This is a genomic window from Nocardia sputi, from assembly GCF_023501985.1.
The window spans coordinates 14,544-31,736 of record NZ_JAMFLC010000028.1; the positions used below are offsets into that span (position 1 = coordinate 14,544).

At 65.2% G+C, this 17,193-nt stretch carries 12 protein-coding genes and 1 pseudogene; 4 read left to right on the forward strand and 9 right to left on the reverse strand.

Annotation, left to right across the window (positions count from 1 at the left end):
* Positions 1 to 25 precede the first annotated feature (25 nt).
* Entirely contained in the window at positions 26 to 787 is a 762-nt protein-coding gene (locus M8859_RS30725; protein WP_159928855.1) for an SDR family NAD(P)-dependent oxidoreductase, read from the reverse strand.
* Between the two features lie 396 nt (positions 788 to 1,183).
* Between M8859_RS30725 and M8859_RS37935 the strand changes: the two genes are divergently transcribed.
* A complete protein-coding gene (locus tag M8859_RS37935; protein ID WP_500797157.1) occupies positions 1,184 to 1,609 on the forward strand; it encodes an ImuA'/RecA-like NTPase in 426 nt (141 codons plus the stop codon).
* Positions 1,610 to 1,779: 170 nt separating this feature from the next.
* Here M8859_RS37935 and M8859_RS30735 read toward each other — a convergent pair whose 3' ends face one another.
* The 6 genes and pseudogenes from M8859_RS30735 to M8859_RS30760 all read right to left on the reverse strand — a co-directional run.
* Complete coding sequence (locus tag M8859_RS30735; protein WP_159928859.1) at positions 1,780 to 2,502, reverse strand: hypothetical protein; 723 nt, start codon at positions 2,500 to 2,502, stop codon at positions 1,780 to 1,782.
* Between the two features lie 101 nt (positions 2,503 to 2,603).
* Positions 2,604 to 3,251, reverse strand: a complete 648-nt coding sequence (locus M8859_RS30740; RefSeq protein ID WP_249645308.1) for a biliverdin-producing heme oxygenase — start codon at positions 3,249 to 3,251, stop codon at positions 2,604 to 2,606.
* Between the two features lie 13 nt (positions 3,252 to 3,264).
* Positions 3,265 to 4,407 carry a polyprenyl synthetase family protein gene (locus M8859_RS30745; protein ID WP_159928863.1) on the reverse strand — a complete coding sequence of 381 codons (1,143 nt, stop codon included), beginning with the start codon at positions 4,405 to 4,407 and terminating at the stop codon, positions 3,265 to 3,267.
* 421 nt (positions 4,408 to 4,828) lie between these two features.
* Complete coding sequence (locus tag M8859_RS30750) at positions 4,829 to 5,935, reverse strand: polyprenyl synthetase family protein (RefSeq protein WP_308221237.1); 1,107 nt, start codon at positions 5,933 to 5,935, stop codon at positions 4,829 to 4,831.
* On the reverse strand, positions 5,932 to 6,597 hold the full coding sequence (locus tag M8859_RS30755) for a BBE domain-containing protein (RefSeq protein WP_249645310.1): 666 nt from the start codon (positions 6,595 to 6,597) through the stop codon (positions 5,932 to 5,934). Before M8859_RS30755 ends, M8859_RS30750 begins: the two co-directional genes overlap by 4 nt.
* Before the next feature lie 173 nt (positions 6,598 to 6,770).
* Positions 6,771 to 7,428: pseudogene (locus M8859_RS30760) on the reverse strand (IS30 family transposase); the annotation flags it as partial.
* 941 nt (positions 7,429 to 8,369) lie between these two features.
* Here M8859_RS30760 and M8859_RS30765 point away from each other — a divergent pair.
* Positions 8,370 to 9,176, forward strand: coding sequence for an alpha/beta fold hydrolase (locus M8859_RS30765; protein WP_249645311.1), 807 nt, complete (start codon positions 8,370 to 8,372; stop codon positions 9,174 to 9,176).
* An 80-nt stretch (positions 9,177 to 9,256) separates the two neighbouring features.
* On the opposite strand, the gene M8859_RS30770 is transcribed toward M8859_RS30765, so the two are convergent.
* Both M8859_RS30770 and M8859_RS30775 read right to left on the reverse strand, forming a co-directional pair.
* A complete protein-coding gene (locus M8859_RS30770) occupies positions 9,257 to 9,769 on the reverse strand; it encodes a hypothetical protein (protein ID WP_249645312.1) in 513 nt (170 codons plus the stop codon).
* Between the two features lie 856 nt (positions 9,770 to 10,625).
* Positions 10,626 to 13,208, reverse strand: coding sequence for a helix-turn-helix transcriptional regulator (locus tag M8859_RS30775; protein ID WP_249645313.1), 2,583 nt, complete (start codon positions 13,206 to 13,208; stop codon positions 10,626 to 10,628).
* A gap of 721 nt (positions 13,209 to 13,929) precedes the next feature.
* Between M8859_RS30775 and M8859_RS30780 the strand changes: the two genes are divergently transcribed.
* Together M8859_RS30780 and M8859_RS30785 are read left to right on the forward strand one after the other, a co-directional pair.
* Positions 13,930 to 15,630: a hypothetical protein gene (locus M8859_RS30780; RefSeq protein WP_159928873.1), complete on the forward strand. Its 1,701-nt coding sequence runs from the start codon at positions 13,930 to 13,932 to the stop codon at positions 15,628 to 15,630.
* A 33-nt stretch (positions 15,631 to 15,663) separates the two neighbouring features.
* A complete protein-coding gene (locus M8859_RS30785) occupies positions 15,664 to 17,136 on the forward strand; it encodes a hypothetical protein (RefSeq protein ID WP_249645314.1) in 1,473 nt (490 codons plus the stop codon).
* Positions 17,137 to 17,193: the final 57 nt, after the last annotated feature.

The following is a 17,193-nucleotide window of genomic DNA, read 5'->3' on the forward strand; positions in this document are numbered from 1 at the left end:
CATCATCATTGCCCCGATGTGGTGGTCAGACCTGCTCGGTCGGACGGACGAGCAACTCGGCGACGGCCACGTGCCGTGGTCGGGTCACGATATAGCTCACCGAATCGGCGATGTCACCGCCCTGCAGCCGCTCGATGTCGCCGAAAGCATTGGCGAGCTGCTCCTTCACGGCCGCCGAATTATGGTCGCGCAGTTCGGTATCGACACTGCCGGGCTCGATGACCGACACCCGGACATGCTGACGAGCCAGCTCCTGGCGCAGCGCCTCGCTGAAGGCGCCGACGCCGAACTTCGTCGCGCAGTACACCGCGGACATGGCGAAGGCGCCTCGCCCGGCCAGCGAGCCGATGTTGACGATGTCGGCGACCTGGCGTGGCCCCTGGGCGGCCGCCTGGACCAGATGTGGGGTGGCGGCGTGCGCGCAGTACATCAGGCCCATGAGATTGATGTCGATCATGCGACGCCAGTCGTTGAGGTCCGCGCCGGGAGCCGGGCCGAGCAGCATCAGGCCGGCGTTGTTGACCAGCGTGTCCAAGCGGCCCAGTTCCGCGATCGTGCGCTCCACCGCGTCCGCCGCGGCTTGGGCGTCGGTGACATCGGCGGGCACGACCAAAGCCCGTCCGCCGGCGTCGGTGATTTCCGCGGCCACATCGGTGAGCCGATCCTTGCGCCTGCCGACCAAGGCCACGGCTGCGCCCTCGCGTGCGAGCTCGGATGCGGTGGCGGCGCCGATGCCGCTGGAGGCCCCGGTGACCAGGGCGACGGTTCCTTCGAGACGAGCGGTCATGGTTCCAGCCTTTCGATGAACGCCCACAGGACCTCCCGGGGCGTGACGAACACGGACGAACCATTCAAACAAGCTGACCTGGGAAGACATTAGAACGATACTCGCTCGCTCTTGCACAATCCTCGCGCTTTCCAGATGCCCGGCCGCAGGGTCTCCCCGGTGCCGCCCTCGGCAAGGCTCGGTGCGACCGCGTCCAAAGCATCGGCACTACCGAGCGGTCGTGACCCGATCACCCCCGGGGGCAGCGTCAGCCTTGTGACCAGGCAGATCCTGCCAAGAGGTTGACGCAAGACACTCTCGGTCTCCAGCGATGAACCGCCCAGCAGCGGGCGCATCGCTGATCAGTCGTTGGTCGGGCTGTCCAGATCGGAGAAGTTGGCGGCTCTTCGCGCCCGTATGGCGGCGGTCGAGGGCCGCGTCGGTGCGACGGAGCCTCCGTTGACGACGAGCGTCGACTCCAGCAAGGTGCTGCCGATCGATGGTGGACCCGGCGATGCGCTTCCGGGCGGTGGCTTGCCCCGCGGCGCCGTGGTCGCCTGTACCGGCCGCAGAGGTCCCTTGTTGGGGATGTTGGCGGCGGCTACCACGGCGGGGGAGTGGACGGCCGTGGCCGGGTGGCCCGGGTTGGGGCTGCTGGCTGTGGCCGAGATTGGTGGTGACCTCATCTGGCTCAGCGGACATCGCATGCATCCCGGGGCCCGTCACTCGACGAGGGCTACAGCTGCCGAGCCTCAGACGCTGCCGGGCGTTCTCGTGCGGCCCCACGCATGGGTCGCTCGGTCGCGGGCTCGGGCAGCCGCCGATTTCTCGCGTGCGTATTGACGACGATTGGGTCAGCTCGCGGCGCTGTGGTGCGGCGGTGGGGTCCTACGGGAGCTGACACCCACCGCCGCGAGCTGTTCGGTTGTAGCGATCGGTCGGTTCGTAGGTTGGATGGACCGCCGTGCTCTTGTGGGCCGGTGCGTTGTGGCGGTGGGTACACCGAGGGGTTCTTAGTGTGGTGTGTTGGGAACCCATTCGCTGATGGAGGGTTCGGTGCCGTGGTCGCTTTGGTAGTGCTCGTAGTTGAGGGTGAACATGGTGCGCCATTGGTCGACGATCATTTTGCCGGCGTTGGGGTGTGTTGCTTTCTGGTCTGTGCCGTCGGGGGTGCGCGAGAGCCATGCTCCGTTTTGTGAGTAGATGTCGAGGAAGTAGTCGGTCTGCTTCGGTGTCTTTCCGCCGGTGTGGCCGAGGATGTAGATGTAGCCCTTCATCTCGGTGGCGATGTCGAGGTAGGTGACCGACGGGTCGGAGTTGTGCAGTGCCATGGTGGCGTACCAGTTGTGCACTGCCAGGTGCGATTTGTCGTTCTGGTCGATGGTGATGCGGTAGGAGGTGTCGTGGACGGTGTCGGTGAGCAGCCATGTCGCGCCGGGTTGCAGCACGCGCACGGTCACTGACGGGGTCACGGTGCATGTGGAGGGCAAGGTGATGCCGCGATCGCGGGGCGGGCTGCTCACCGACATGCCAGACGTGGTTGCGCCGCTGGGGGTCCCAGCTGGTTTTCTGCAGCGGTACTGCGTCTGGGCGGTTAGCGGCACCAGGTTCTCCTGGATCGAGCCTTCGATCGTCAACTGCGACTGGTTTTGCGCTAGCGCGGCATCGACCCAGGCGCTTTGCCAGCGCCCGGCCAGCCAGTCGGTGTCGGAGTACACCCCGAAGATGACCTGCAACTGGCTACCCGTCCTTCTCCAGCTCTACCTCGGCCAGCAGTCGCTTCAGGCGGGCGTTCTGTTCGCGCAGCTCCTCGAGCTCATACTTCGCATGGCTGCCATCACGGCAGATGTCGTTCCGCCGGGGCCGGTTCGTCGTGATCCGGCCGGGACAGTGCGGCGAGTGTTTCGGCTATCGCCCGATAGCCTTCGTCCGCTGTCGCCAGCACGCATTGCTGCAGAGGTTCGTCGACAACGGCATCGTTCATCCGCCCGGCGAAGGCCGTCCAGCGTTTCCGGTCACCGGAGTCGTAGTAGGCGATTCCGCGGCCGTCCGTCAGTCCGAACGTCGCACGGACATGTGGGGTCAGCTCCAATCCGCCCATGGTGGAGCCTTCCATCACGTACAGGAATCCGAGTGTCGAGACGGGGTTTTCGGCCGCACGGTCGCAGATCGCCTCAGCGAACCGTTGTGCCGCACCGATCGCCGTAGCCGGCACATCACCGACGGGTATGGTGTCGAAAAATTCCAGATCCCGGTCCAGCAGATGCACTTTCGCGAGGTCGGGCCGCCATACCGCGGTCACGATCGGGTCCGCCAAGCAGGCCAGCCGGGTTTCCAGGGCATCGAGAACGACCCGATAGGCCGTCAGCTGGCCCACATACCAGCTGAGCGGCAGTGTCCCGCCCAGGAGCTCGAGACTGAAGGGCGTCGTCTCCAAGGCATGGTGCCAAGCCCGGGTTTCGGCGCGCAGCCGCTGCATAATCATGGTGGCGGCCGTTCTAGGCGTTCGGGTATTGGGTGCGTACCGCGTCGAACAGCCGTTCCATCACGTGGCCCTTGCGATCGATCGTGAGGTCGAAATACGTCGCGCCGCCAGCCGATCGGCACAGCTGGTGAATCCGGCGTTTGGCCTCCTCTTTGAGATCGACCGCTTGCCCGGCGAGCTCGACGAGGGTTTTGCCGAGCCGAGGATGACCGAGCGCGAACATCTTCAACCGGTCTCCGACCAGGTCGGTGTCGGCCTCGGGCGGCGTGGATTCGACGCCGAGCAGTTCGAGATACACCCGGTTGGTAAGTCCGTCGAAGTCCTCATGGGTATTGGCTCCGCCGAACTCGGGGACGAAATCGGTGAGGTCGTTGAAAATCTGGCTCGCGAAGCCGAGCTGCCGCATCGCATCGTCGAGAACGGTCAGTTCGTCGTCCGGCACCCGCAAGGCGGTTGCGGCCGCATTCAACGGCATTCGGAACAGCGTCGAGGTTTTCAGCGTCGCGACCGACTCCCAGAACTTCACCCGATTGTCGCCGTCGGCCGCGACGATCTCGCGCCGAATCTCGGCGAGCCTGGTGGACATGTCCAGCGCCTGACCGATGAAGCCGTTCTCGACTGCGCGCACAAGATAGTTCACGACTGCGGGTGATTCCGCATGCCGCAGCGCGGCGAGCACCATCCAGGCTCCGGTGTTGAGGGCGAGCGGCACCCCGTGGGTAGTGTGCAGTGCAGGCTCGCCGTATCGGACCGCACTGCCGTCCTCGATATCGTCGAGAACGACCGCAGCCTTCAGAAGAATTCGGACCGCTACCGCCACCCGGCGGATGACGTGCAGGTCGGCACCTGCCTCCCCGGTCTTGGCGAAGCCACGGTAGTTGCGAAAGACCCAGTACACGATCGATGGACGGAAGCCGGGACCGCCCGCCGCCCGCAGCGCCTCCTGCCCCACTTTCGAGCCGAGCGCGTCGGTGACCGGGTTGTGAAACGCTCGGCGCACAGCGGTGTCCAACTCCTGCGGTCCATTGGCCGAGCCGGCTACCTGCGCCGCCGAGACCGTCAGTTCGGCCAGGAAAACCCGCAAATCTGCTTCCAGCAATTCCGAGTCGCTACGCACGACGTCCATTACCTGCGTGTCATTGTCGAGGGCTGTCATTGTGGCCGCTCCTGCTGCTCGGGCCGACTGGAATACGGGACATCCCGCCTCGGCCCCAGGTCATCCGGTGGAGGCCGCTCACCTAGCAACAGTGTAGTTACGGGTATAATGCAAGGTCTCCCCAGAGATGGGGAGTTTGCGCGCCAATCGCCGGAAACCATGTATCGACCAACGCTCGTATTGAGGATTCGGATGCCGCGCCGTCGGCAGAAGTACAGTCGTGGCGTGTTGCATGTTGTGCCGCGACGGACATCTCTGCGGCCGGTTCAACCACGCCGAAATTCACCGGAAACCCGGTCAGGATTCACGGAAAGCCAACGGACGTACCTTCCGACCGGCGTCGGCGCGCCGGCATGATCTAGACATCGGACTGACAGATCATCGAGGACGCTGCGTCCTTCCCGTCATCCACCTGTTCTGGTCATTGCTCGCGTGGAGAAGCCGGAAATGTTGGTTCATGCATCGGGCGGCGCCGATTCCGGGCGCTAATCAACCCGTCTCGGCGAGCAATCACATTCGCCAAGGCCATAAGGTCGGCCGTCGCAAGTCCGGCGGGCAAGGTGTCGACAGCGGCCTGCACCTGGCGGTCGGCATGTCGCTGAGCCGATCGTCGTCCCCCGGCGGCGTCGACCAGTGCCATGGCCCGGGCGACCATTTCCTGGCCGAGAGCGGTGTCGGACTCATACAGTTCCGCTAGCTCGCGCGCGGCCTCGCTATTCGACAACAGGGCCGTCACAACAGGCAGCGACCGTTTGCGTCCGGCCAGATCATTGCCCGCTCGCTTTCCGGTGATGATCGGGTCTCCCCAGATTCCGATGATGTCGTCAGTGAACTGGAACGCCAGGCCGAGTTTGCGACCGAAACAGTCCATCAGCGACACCGTCTCCGGGTCTGCTCGCGCACTCAGTGCGCCGAGCGCGCAGGCGCAACCCATCAGCGCACCTGTCTTGTCCATCGCCATCTGAATGTACTCACCGAGTTCCACACGTGGTCGCGTCTCGAACGCACAGTCGTCGGACTGGCCTCGGCACATTTCGGCGACCGCGACAGCGAGCCGTCGCGAAGCTTCGACAGCCACCGGTGCGGGCAGACCCGCGACCAGAACCCGATAGGCCAGGGCATGCAGGGTGTCGCCGAGGAGAATGGCGTCGGACGTTCCCCACACACTCCACACTGCTGGGTATCCTCGTCGTGTTCGGTCCCCGTCCATGATGTCGTCGTGTACGAGACTGAAATTGTGCACCAGCTCGACCCCGACCGCGGCGGATAGCGCGGCGGCCTCACTTCCTCCACAGGCCCTGGCCGCGGCGATCACCAAGGCGGGTCGCAAATATTTCCCGGATCCAGCCTGCGTGGGTACTCCAGCGGTATCCCACCAGCCCAGATGGTAGCCCGCCATGCGACGCACTGGATTCGGTAGCGATTCGACCGACTCCTGGAGCATCGGCTCGCAGATTTCGCGGGCCCGTGTGAGGAGGTCACCGGCTCGGAGCTCGACAGCGCGTTCTGTATATGCACTGTCGGTCATTCGTCGACTCGCGGCGCTGCGCGCAGATCATCGGGCCGAATGTTCTTGTTGTAGCGGAACATGTTATCCGGATCCCATTCGGTTTTGGCGCGCACGAGGCGCGCGTATTTTTCGGGGCTTCCCCATACTCCGCGGCGCCACGCCGGCCCATCGTCGGTGGAGAGATTTACATAGGCGTTGCTGCGCAGGTGTGGTCTGATGTCGGCGCGTGCATTGTCGAGCCAACCGTGGAATGTCCGGTCGTCTTCCGGATGGTCCCATTCGGTGACGATTTCCCAGAACCAAGGGGCGCCTTCCCGGAAAAAAACGACAGCGTCCTCGTCGACGTCTTCGCTGATCGCGCTCGTCGAAGAAATGCCGGTCAGCGTACGCTCCAGCAATTCAGGGCGTTGCCCGTAGGTACCTTCGTCGTTCACATCGTCCAGGATGAACAGCCAAGTCACCCAATCCGCCAGCAGGCAGAGATCGGCCGGATCAGCGATCGGGTAGCAATAGGCAGCGAGCGTCCCGGGCCTGGTTCTCGCCAACCGCTGCTCCGCGCTGCCGGACTGGATCAGCTGATTTTCCTTCGCCCACCGGACCGCATGATCATCTGCCTGATCACCGAACGGACTGACTGGTGTGGCGATGCGGTCCAACCCACTCGGGATGACTGTTCTCATCGAGCACCCGGGGCCATCGCGGACGGTCGAAATGTTCTGTGCGCCATCACATCTTGTCCTGCTTGATGAACCAAACTCGATACCGAGTGGTCTGTATCTTAATCTCGACCGCTACCGAGCTGTCAATACCTAGCCTCGATTTTTCGCCGGACCTTCGGCCCGGCATGGTCGGGTGTGTTCTCGTTAGTGCCTCGCTGCCATGGGCTGTGAGGATCGGCGAAGAACACCGGAATTCCTGTCTCGTCGGTGAATACGGCGTGGCCCGACATCTCCTTACCTCGGTCCCAGGTCAGTGATCTCAACAGCGGCGGGGGCATCGGTCCCAACGCCGCGGCCAGGGCGTTGTTCATCGATTCGGCTCCGTATCCGCTCAACGCGGGGCCGTTCTTCACCGGAGCGGCCGCCCTCCATCCCGGCTCGCGTGGCAAGGGATGAGCAATGCGAACCGCGTCGACCGCTCGACAACAGTGCCGATCGCAGAACGGTCCGTCCCCATGATGAGGTCGCCTTCCCGGTGGCCGGGCACCGCCGGTCCTCGGCCTCCGGCGGTCGTTCACGCAGCAGCGTCCGCGCGGTGACGTGCGCCCAGGCCGCACGCTTCGATCGTGCTCGGGGCATCCGCAGCGCCCGCCCGGTGCGCAGGCACAAGATCAACTCACGCTCGAGCGCTCCACGCCCTTCGATATACAACGCCAGGTAGATCGCTTCATGGCTGATCCGCATCGACAGGTCGTCGGGGTAGTCGATCTTCAGACGCTTGGAGATTCGCTGCGGGCTCCACGCCTGCACCCATCGGCGATCAGCGCGATGGGGCTTGTTCCTGCCGGTCCACGCGGTCGTGCAGGTCGAGGGCGCAGTCACCTGCTGTGGCGGGCCGGCTCGGTGTCAGTGCGCGGGAGTGGCCGGTGTGGTCGCGATTGTCGCGGTGCGGATGCTGAGCACTGTGCAGATCAGGGCAATGGCGATGCGCCGTTCGGATTCGTCGGCGAGCCGCCCTCGTTCTCCGAGTGCTGGGTTCGTCAGTCTGTAGGGAGGCCGTGCGTGGAGCAGCATCCCTCGCGGGGCGTCGCGTGAACAGTTCATGCGACTCGATACGCAGTCGGCTACTGGCTTGTGCTGTCATCCAGACGCGTCCGGTGCTGGTCATGTGTCCGTTCCTGGTTGGGTGGGCGAGTGTCATCAGGGCCGGGCCACGGCGGCGGTGCCGCCCCTGACGACGCGCAGGCCCTGGTGTCGGGCCGAGTTCTGGATCGCTTGCACCCACAAGCATCGCGGGCTCGTGCCGAATCAACACAGGATTCGCACTTGTCAGGCCGATAACATCTTCGGCGACATGGATGGCTACGGTCGCTTGCCGGACCGATCGATGCTCACCATTTCGGTGCCCTACCTGTGACTTCTGCTCCAGTCCATGATGGCGAGGCGATCGGTTGCGCTGATCCGACAATCGCGGTGCCGGGATTTGTGGCGATGACACAGCGCGGGTGTGTCGTGAGTCGTCCACGGGCGGGTACGACCGGTCAGCTCGTCACGGCCGAGCTGGGGTTCTGCGGCGGACTTGTACAACTGGCGGGCGGCCAATACTTGGTTCGGGAGCTCGAGGAGTTGTCGGTGTGTGGCGCCGAATTAACAGCGCCACAATCCCGACCCTCGAACGGCACTCGAGTGCACCCCACGCACCAAACTGCCGTTCTGGAGTGACCGGCTGGTTCGGATGGCCGATATCCGATAACGTCGCCCCAATCGAATTACGTTGTTCCGGAGGAGTGCCAATGACCGCCAAACTGGAAATCTGCGAAGGGAAGTGCCCCAACGGCCACCCCTACCTCAAGTTCGGCGACGGCGCCCCACTGATTGCCTTGCCTGGATCGACTCCGGAGAACGGCAACCTGGATGGCGGGTCGCGCAAGTTCATGATCAAGCCGTTCCTGCCGCTGGCCGCGCATCGCACGGTCTATGTCTTCAATCGCCGTCCCGGAGTGCCCGTGGGCTTGACGATGGCCGACATCGCAACCGACCTCGCTGAGGGACTCACCGGCGAATTCGACAGTGCGGTGGACGTGGTCGGCTATTCCACTGGCGGATCGGTCGCCTTGCAACTCGCGCACGACCACCCCGCAGCCGTCCGACGGCTTGTCCTCGCGAGCGCCGCGTATTCACTGAGCACGGAGGGTCGCAATGCCATGCGGCTGTTCGCCGAGCGCGCCGCCGCAGGGAAGCGGCCCGCGGTGGCGTGGGCGTCGATCGCGTCGACGTCACCTCTCGGCAGAAGGCTGATGGCCGGATTTCTCTGGATGATCGACCCGATGATGCGTCCTTCCAACGGTGACTACACCGAGGCGATTCGTGTCATCGAAGCGGAGGACTCGTTCGATTTGCGTGACCGGCTCGCCGACATCGCCACGCCCACCGTGGTGATCGGCGGCGACAAGGACCTCGCCTATCCCGTCGCCATGTTCCGTGACACCGCCGAAGGGCTCAAAGACGCCGAGCTGTTGGTCTATGCCGGGCGAAACCACAACAGCGCGATCGCCGACCGGCGGTTTGTCGAGGACGTCCTGGAGTTCCTCGAGAGGTAGCGCTGAGCGGTGGGGTTTCGACGACAGCTGCGCGGCCTGCTCGGACGGCCCAGACCGCCCAGTGCCGGTGCGACACTCGGCTAGGGGCGCATAGTGAAGGCATCGCCGCTCATGCCGTAGCTGGTGCGACTCACCGCACGGTCGACATCGAACTCGACCCGCACCTCGTACAGGCCCAAGTGGCCCATCAACAGTTGCGGCTCACCAACGTACACCGTGGGGACGCGGTGATGGCGGAAGTAGCCGACCGCCATCTCCCGCATCGTTCGACACCGGTTCTCCAGATCGGTGAGCGGATGCAGGAGATACGCGGTGGCGTCGAAGACGGCGCAGGCCAGGTCCAGGTCCGTGCCAAGTGCGGCGATGCGTTCAGCGGCGAGAGCAAGGGCGTGGTAGCCGGCATTATCGGGGACGAGTGCCCAACCCACCGCGCCGCCGAGATACACCGCTGCCGCCGACAGCAGGTCGATGGTGTTCTCCCAGAAATGGGTGGCCGCGACCAGGTCCACGCTGTCCGCCGCAAGATGGTCCGCGCCGCGTTCGCGAGCCAGCCGACGTACCGCCGCGCTGCCCTCCCAGACGTTATCGGCCATACCCAATTTTCGGTGCCGCGGAAGTTCCGGCCGATTTCCACTGCGGCCACCGGAAGTTCGGGTAACTCCACGAAGCCGAAGTGACCGCGAACAGGGTCCCACGTCGAGTGCGGACGCTCAACTTCGCGCAGCCCCTCCGCGAAATCGGTCAGTCCGCCTTCGAGGCCCATGGTGATCGCCGCTGCAGGAGCAAGCTCGGCGAGCAGATCGTCTGGCACGAACGGGGCCACGCGCGTGCCGCGCGGATGCGGCGCAGTAGGAGCGGGGGTGCACGGCACCTCTTCCGGGTCGACCATTCTGGCATCGAAGATGTTGCGGTGCTCGAGGATTCGCGCGATGATCCGGTAGCCGCCGGGCAGGACCAGTTCGACACCCTCGGGCGTCGGGAGGAGTCCGCGGGCCTGGTCGTAGGACAGTCGCGCGAGTCCGGTGTCGGAACACAGGTGCCGGTCGGCGAGGTACTTGCCCGGCCCAGGGCGGTGGTGGGTGGCGCCGCGCTGGCGGGGGCGGGGTTTGGCGCCTGTAGATCAGGCGAACCACCCCGACGGCGGGCCGGCTTTCGTCCTGACAGCCGCGTACAGCTCAGCTTGCAGCCGAACTCGCCCAGCCATTCGACATAGCAGCCTGGCCCGAGCTCGATCAACATGACGTCCGGTATTGGAATCCACAGACCGTCGGCGACGCGCTGTTCAACTATTGGGACTGAAACGGTAACGCCAGCCTATGTTGACAAGCGACGATCCACCATCACGCCATGACCATCACGAAATCCGGCTGTAATATTAGGCCGAGGGTTTGCCGGACGTTGCCGCAGCGCCGTTGCTGCGAGCCTGATCCGGCGGGAGGCCGCTGCCCGTCAGTCCTGGTGCCGCCGTCTTTCATGTGTGCGCGACGGCCGTTTTGCTGCTGCAGTACGGATTTTGTCGAGCAGATCTTTGGGTGCGAGCTTGATGATATCTTGACGAGAACCGATCTCAAGTTTGCGGAGAACCATCGCCACTTGTGCGTCGACCGTCTTGGATGACGTACCCCGCCGGGCGGCGATCTCAACGTTCTTCCACCCCGCCGCCGCGAAGACAGAGACTTCCATTTCGGCGTCGGACAACCGACCCCAGCGCGAGGCAGTATTTTGCCGCGCGGGATGTTCCATCGGCATCTTATGGATTGCAAGCGTGCCCAATGCGAGACGCTGTACTTCATCCGCCTCCGGAATCAACAGTGAACCCTGCCGGTAGGCTGCGTGGAAAGCCTCAGGCCCCAATACCCCGCGGGCGACTTCGATCGCGGTGTTGTTTTCATTCGCTATCAGAGGCAGATCGTTGAGGTCGAAACCGCGGCCTCCGCGTAACGCTACAGCCCCTCCAGCGAGTTGGGCAATTTCAGTTGCCATCGACTTGAGTCGGGTGCTGTCGTTGTTACCCGCAGCGAGCATGTCAGTGATAATCTGCGCTAGCGACCAGGTACGCACGTACACTGTGAAGGCTGCACCCCACCCATCACGCGCAGCTACCTGATTCTCTAGTGTTGCTCGCTCAACTGCTAGGGCCTGAATGGGATCACCGTGTTTGGTCAACGTCGTCGCCCACGCCAACTCGGCCCAAGCTTTTGCCCACCCTGCTCCGGACGCCCTGGCGTGATCGAGGTGCCGCATCGCTATCTCGATGGCTTCCTCTCTGGACCCAAGAAAGCACGCGGCCCATGCCTTATACAATTCGCTTCGAGCGGCTCGGCCGGAATCTCCGAGAGCTTGAAATTTTTTGCAGGCTCGTGCCAGCACTTCGATTGCGCGCGCGTCGCGGTCCAGGAACGTCAGCTTGGATCCCCACAAAAATTCAATCGGTGCCGGGAGACCAACATCAGCGTGCGGGTCTTGTCGCCAGTTCTGCCTGATCATCGCATCGTCGATGCATGTATCGATGCAGTCGTCGAGTATGCGCTCTACATCTTCGTTTCTTCCTTGGACCATCGCCAGCCACCCGATCAAGGACAGCGCGGCCACTTGGACTTCGATCCGCTGCGGAGTCGACATGCGGGCGGCTTCGAGGGTGCGCTCGGCCCAGCGGCGAATCTCTCGCGGTGATCCTTTAAAGGGTGGTAAAGCAATCAGACTCGCGCAAATTTCTAATCCGACTTCAGGTTCGCCTGCGGTCAGACTTCCCTCGATTGCGGTAACAATATTGTCCCACGCCGCGCGAGCCCAGTTTTGCTCAGCCGGGCTGAACCAATCGCGCTGCAAATAAACAGCCTTATCGCGATAGTACTGTCGGTGTCGGCGCACCAGGCGCGCCGGTTCGTCGACTTCATCGGTGCTGCGTTTCTGTAGTTTTTGCTGGGCAAATATTCGAACGCTTTCTAGTAGAGAATAGCGCACTGTATTCGGCGATACATGCAACGTGACCAGCGATTGATCGGCGAGGCGTTCGAGCAGGCCTTCGATCTCCTCCGCGGCTAGTCGAACCACCACGCCATGGTGATCAGCGGATTGCTCATCGCCGCCCCGGCTGGGGTCGTCAGAGCAGACCGTTTCGACCGCGTCCAAGTCCGCGCCGACGTCGAGGGCCGTACTGTTATCGTCTTCGGGATTCGTGTCATATCCAGCGGCGAAGACGGACAATCGGTCGAGAAGTAACTGTTCCTTCTCCTCGCATAGGTCGTAGGACCAGGCGATGGCATCAACGATCCTGCGGTGACGCGGTTCGACTCCCCTTAGGGGTCGAGGAGGCCATCCCATCCGTCTGTCGGTTTCCTCGCCAGTGAGGTCGGAAAGGATCATCGCCAACGGCCGGAGTTGCACGCGCGCCGCAGCTAATCGGATAAACAGCGGTTGATTGTCCATATGCCGACAGATTTGCGCTGCCACTGCCACGTCGTCAGGAGCAACGAGGGTGTGACCGGCGAGTTGCGCTCGCTGACAGAACAGGGTCACAGCTTGTTGCTGTGTCAGTGGGGGAACTACAACGACATGCTCGTCGACCCACCCCACCGGTTCGCGGCTTGTCGCGAGGATTGTCAATCCCGGGACCTCCGCCAACAACTCCGCAATAAGGCGGCCAGAGCCGCCGCGAACATGTTCGCAGTTGTCCATCACCAGCACGGTTTGCTGGTTGCGGCCCAGCGCATCAGTCCTACTCAGCGTATCGACCAGCGCGTCCCAAGTCGTGCTGTCGGGGAAGTCGGCCTCAACCACAGAACGTGCGATCTCGTCCTCGACGGCCACCGCGTTCGAGTCTCTTGCTAGGCGCGCCAACCGTACCCAATACACCGGAGCCGACCTTGGCCGGCGAAATCGGCGGAGGGCCTCGGTAGCGAGTCGCGTCTTCCCGATCCCGCCAGGACCGACTAATGTCACCAACCGCGCTTCGCCGCGCAGCAACGCATGTAGTTTCTGGAGTTCAGGATCACGGCCGACGAACTCGTCGGCGTACACCGGCTTTTCCATGCCCCGCTCTCGGCGTGTCGATGGCATATCAACTGATCCTAGTACGGCGTGTGTGGGAATGAACCGGTGTTCGGTGTCCAAATTTTCGCGGGTCGACTGGTCGATCCAGGGTCGACAGCGCCCTGTCCCGGTTCGACCGGAGGGCGCCGAACAGGTCACGCCACTGGTCGTCAGGGATCTCTCGTGGCTGTTGCTTCGGCAACCTCGGGTTGTACCGAAGCCGCCCTTCTGGCCGGCGCCGGTGCGACAGCGGTGGACAGCCCGCCGGGGTTCGACCGGTTCGTTTTCGCGAAGACGAACCGTTCACCCGCGTGCGAGCGTGAGCGCCTCACCGGTATCAGGCCGGTGTGCTGGAGCGTTCCCAGGCTTCGATCGGGTCGCGGGAGTACCAATGTCCGGTCCATTCCCGGCCGGCGGACAGCGCCGCGTGGAACTGGCCGGCGTCGGGTAGCTCCGGGGCGTGGGCGGTGAGAACCCCGGGCCGGTCGCGGTGGAATCGGCGGGCGCGTTCGACCGCACGAGGTGGTGTTCACCGGATCTGTGGGCGTCGAGCGCGCTTCCTGCTGGTGAGAACGGTCTCGGCCGGTCGAGTTCCGCTGTCGGAGAAACTGGTTGTCTCGGCGGGACCGAAGGGAGAGGCGATGGTCGACAGGTCGACCGTGCTCGTTCGCGGCGGCCACCGGACGGTGCTCGGTCGTCGGCCGGGGGGCCGGAGGCACTGGTGAGTGAATCACTGGAGGTCGATCCGGAGGACCTGCGGGCGCGCGGGGCAGCGCTGCGAGAAATCGGCGCCGAGGCCAGACAGGTGGTGGAACGGCTGCGTGCCGCCCTCGCCGAGGAAGGCCGGTGGTGGGGTGAGGACGAGGCAGGCAAGGCGTTCGCGGAGACCTACGAACCGGATGCGCGGGATGCACTGATCGCGCTGCGGAACTTCGCCGACAACGTGTGTCGCTTCGGCAGCGACGTGGGGCGTGCCGCGGAAGCCTTCCACACCGCGGATGAGCAGGCGGGACGGCAGGTAGCACAGGCACTCCAGCCGACAGTCCCGCCCGGCGTCGGGACCGGCAGCGGTTCGTCCGCCGAACCAGGACGTGCACCGGACCCCATCCAGATCCGCCGCTCGCCCGAGCCGATCCCCAGCATCGTGTCGCGGGCGGTGACGCCGGAGTCGGTCGACGCGCAGCCGGTGTCCGTGCCACCCAGCAGCGCTCCCTTTGCCGATGCGAGCACGGCACGCACCCCGAGTCCGGTCGGCGAAAGTCCGGGCCCGGGTCATGTCGGCACGCCGCGATCTCCGGTCGCGGCTGCCGCGAACAGCGGCGACCGCACCGCCGAGCAGCCCGGCAGCCGCCTCGCCGACCCTAGCCGGGCGCCCGGCGCTGCCCCGCCCGGTGCTCGGCAGTTCGACACCGCCGGCGACCGTCGGACGGCGGCGGAACCTGCTCGTGCCGTACCGAATACCACGGCAGCCCCTGCGCGCGGCACCCCGCGCCCGGCTGCCGTCAGCGCGCCGGTCGTCCAGCCTCCGACGCGGACGCCGTGGTCGGACGGTACGGCCTCGGCCGGTCCGCTCGGTGGACGTCCCACACCCGACCGCGCCGCGGGTAAGCCGTTCGCGGACAGAGTTTCCGCGCCACAGCGCCCACCCGGCAGGCAGCACGCCGACAGCGATCCCCCCCGGCGGCCGCGAAACCAGGGGAACACCGACAGCGCCCTGGAGCGGCTCGCCCGGGAACTGGCCGAGCGGCACGGCGTCGAGGTGGCCGGGTTCGACCTGCCCGTGACCGACGAGGCCGCCGTCCGGGAATTCGTGGCGGCGACCGATGCGGTCCTGACCAGATTTCCGGTGCTCGACGTGCGTTCTGTCGGCATCGGTGCGCTCGCGCCGCGCGAGATCGTGCGGATCGAGCAGCAATCGGCAATGGGCACGCGGGAGCCGGTGAGCGCCTGGTCGGTGACCCTCAATATCACCCTGCTCGATGATTCGGCGCGGCTCGCCGCGGCGATTCGCGCGATTCACCGACCGGGATCGACTGTCGCACAAGCGGACACGCGGCCGGTCTATGCGACGACGGTCCGCGCGTTCGGGCGCGCCTTCGACCGCGCGGGCGGGCGGCAAGCGCGTGCCGGTGCGCAGCGGGCGCTGATCGCGGAATATCTCCGAGACCGCGGCGAGCACAGCCGCGCTGGTCTGGCCCCCGTTGTGCGTGGCTACCGGCGATGGCGGGATCAATTGAGCGGCGGCAGTTTCGACAAGGGGCGCTTCGATCCCGCCGCGGCACTGGCGGACGCGCTCACCGACGTCATGCTCAACGAGGACCGGGCCGCCGAACCGGCGAAGACGTTGTGCCGACTGCTCATCGACACCGCACGCGGGTCGGCGACGCAGGATACGGCGCATGGGCAACGCGGCCCGCTGTGATGAATCCATGGAATCAACAGCGAAAGGTATCCGATGCGGGATTCGAGAGCCGACGATCCAGCGGGATCGGATGCGCCGGGAAACAAACTGTCGTACCAGGATTTCGAGGAGCCGCTCGACACGCGGCTGCTGCGGCTGGCCCGCCGGATCGGAGCGGAGATCTCCGCCGTGGCCGCGCCGGATTGGCGGTCGTGGGATGCGGTCTTCGCGCTGACCGTCGACGAGGCCGTGGCCAACGCCGCCTGCGTGGTCGACGACCGAACGGTGCGAGTGGAGCTGCCGGAGTCGGTATCGGCGCTGGTGCGCCGACATCGGGAGTTGTCGGCGGGGCTGGATCGCGGGCCGTGGTGGCGGTTGCTGCTGTCGGCGACCGCCGACGGCGAGGTGGAATTCGACCTCGATTGGGGTGACGAGCCGTTCCCGGACGGTGAATTGTTCGCGCCTGAGGCGTATCGCGCCGATCTGGTGAGGTACCCGAGGGCCCGGCTGCCGATTTGGCTGGCGGCCTACCTCGGCCACGGCGATCGGCAGACGCGCAGTCCACGCCGCGCCGTGGCGGAGGTTCGTGCCGATCACACGGCCGGGACGCGGCCGACGCCGATGACCAACGAACTGCCGGAGCTGCCGGTGCTGTGGGCGCGGTGGGCGGTGTTGTCGGCCGCGTTCGTGGCGGTCGGATCCGAGCGCGGACCGCGAATCCTGCCGTCGCTGGGCTGGTTCGAGAGCTCCCGGCGGGCCGGGTCGACGGTGTTCGTGCTGCCGGGCGACCGAGCCGTGTTGTCGGGCGGTGTGTGGCATTCTCCCGCCTTGAACGCGGTGTACAACGATGCTGCCGAGATGCCGAATTACTATGCTGGGGCGCCTGATTGGGTGGCCGATCCGGTGCTGAACCCGCGCGCGGCGACCGGGTTGCTCTCGTTCTGCTACTGGTGGGATACCGGGCAGTGGTATCGAGGTGAGTCCCCGCCGGCGGCGGGTTCGGGTTCGGCGATTCCCGGGGTGTGGACTACCGAGACGGTGATCGACATCGTGGCGAGTCTGCTGCCGGATCGGCCGCCCGCACCGGTGCGCACGGCGGCGGAGGCGTTGGTGTCCGCGGCGCAGAACGGTGTCGTGACGCGCGAACTGGTGGTAGATGTCTTCGGCGAGGCGGACCGTTTCGACATAGATGCGGCGCTGTATCAGTTCTCGATCGCCGGATCGCTCACTCGGCATGCACGGCAAGAGATCTCGGCGGCGGACGCGATCGCCCGCGTCCGCAGTTATATCACCGATCGGCAGCTGGATACGACGGGCTACCCACTCGCACAGTTGCGCGCCGATCGCATCAACGCGGGCTGGATGGTGTACGTGCCCGTGCCGCGCGGGGAGATCGCGATCGGGCGCGCGATCTTCTATGTCGCGGATGACGGCGTGGTGGAACATTCCTCGTCGTCGACGCCGCCCGCGACCTACGCGGCCGGCTTCGAACAGCGGTATCTGCGGCGGCAGGGGGCGTCGGTCTGAGCTGGCCACGGCGCCAGGGTCAGCATTTCCAATGGTGGGGATGTGTGGGCGCCGCCA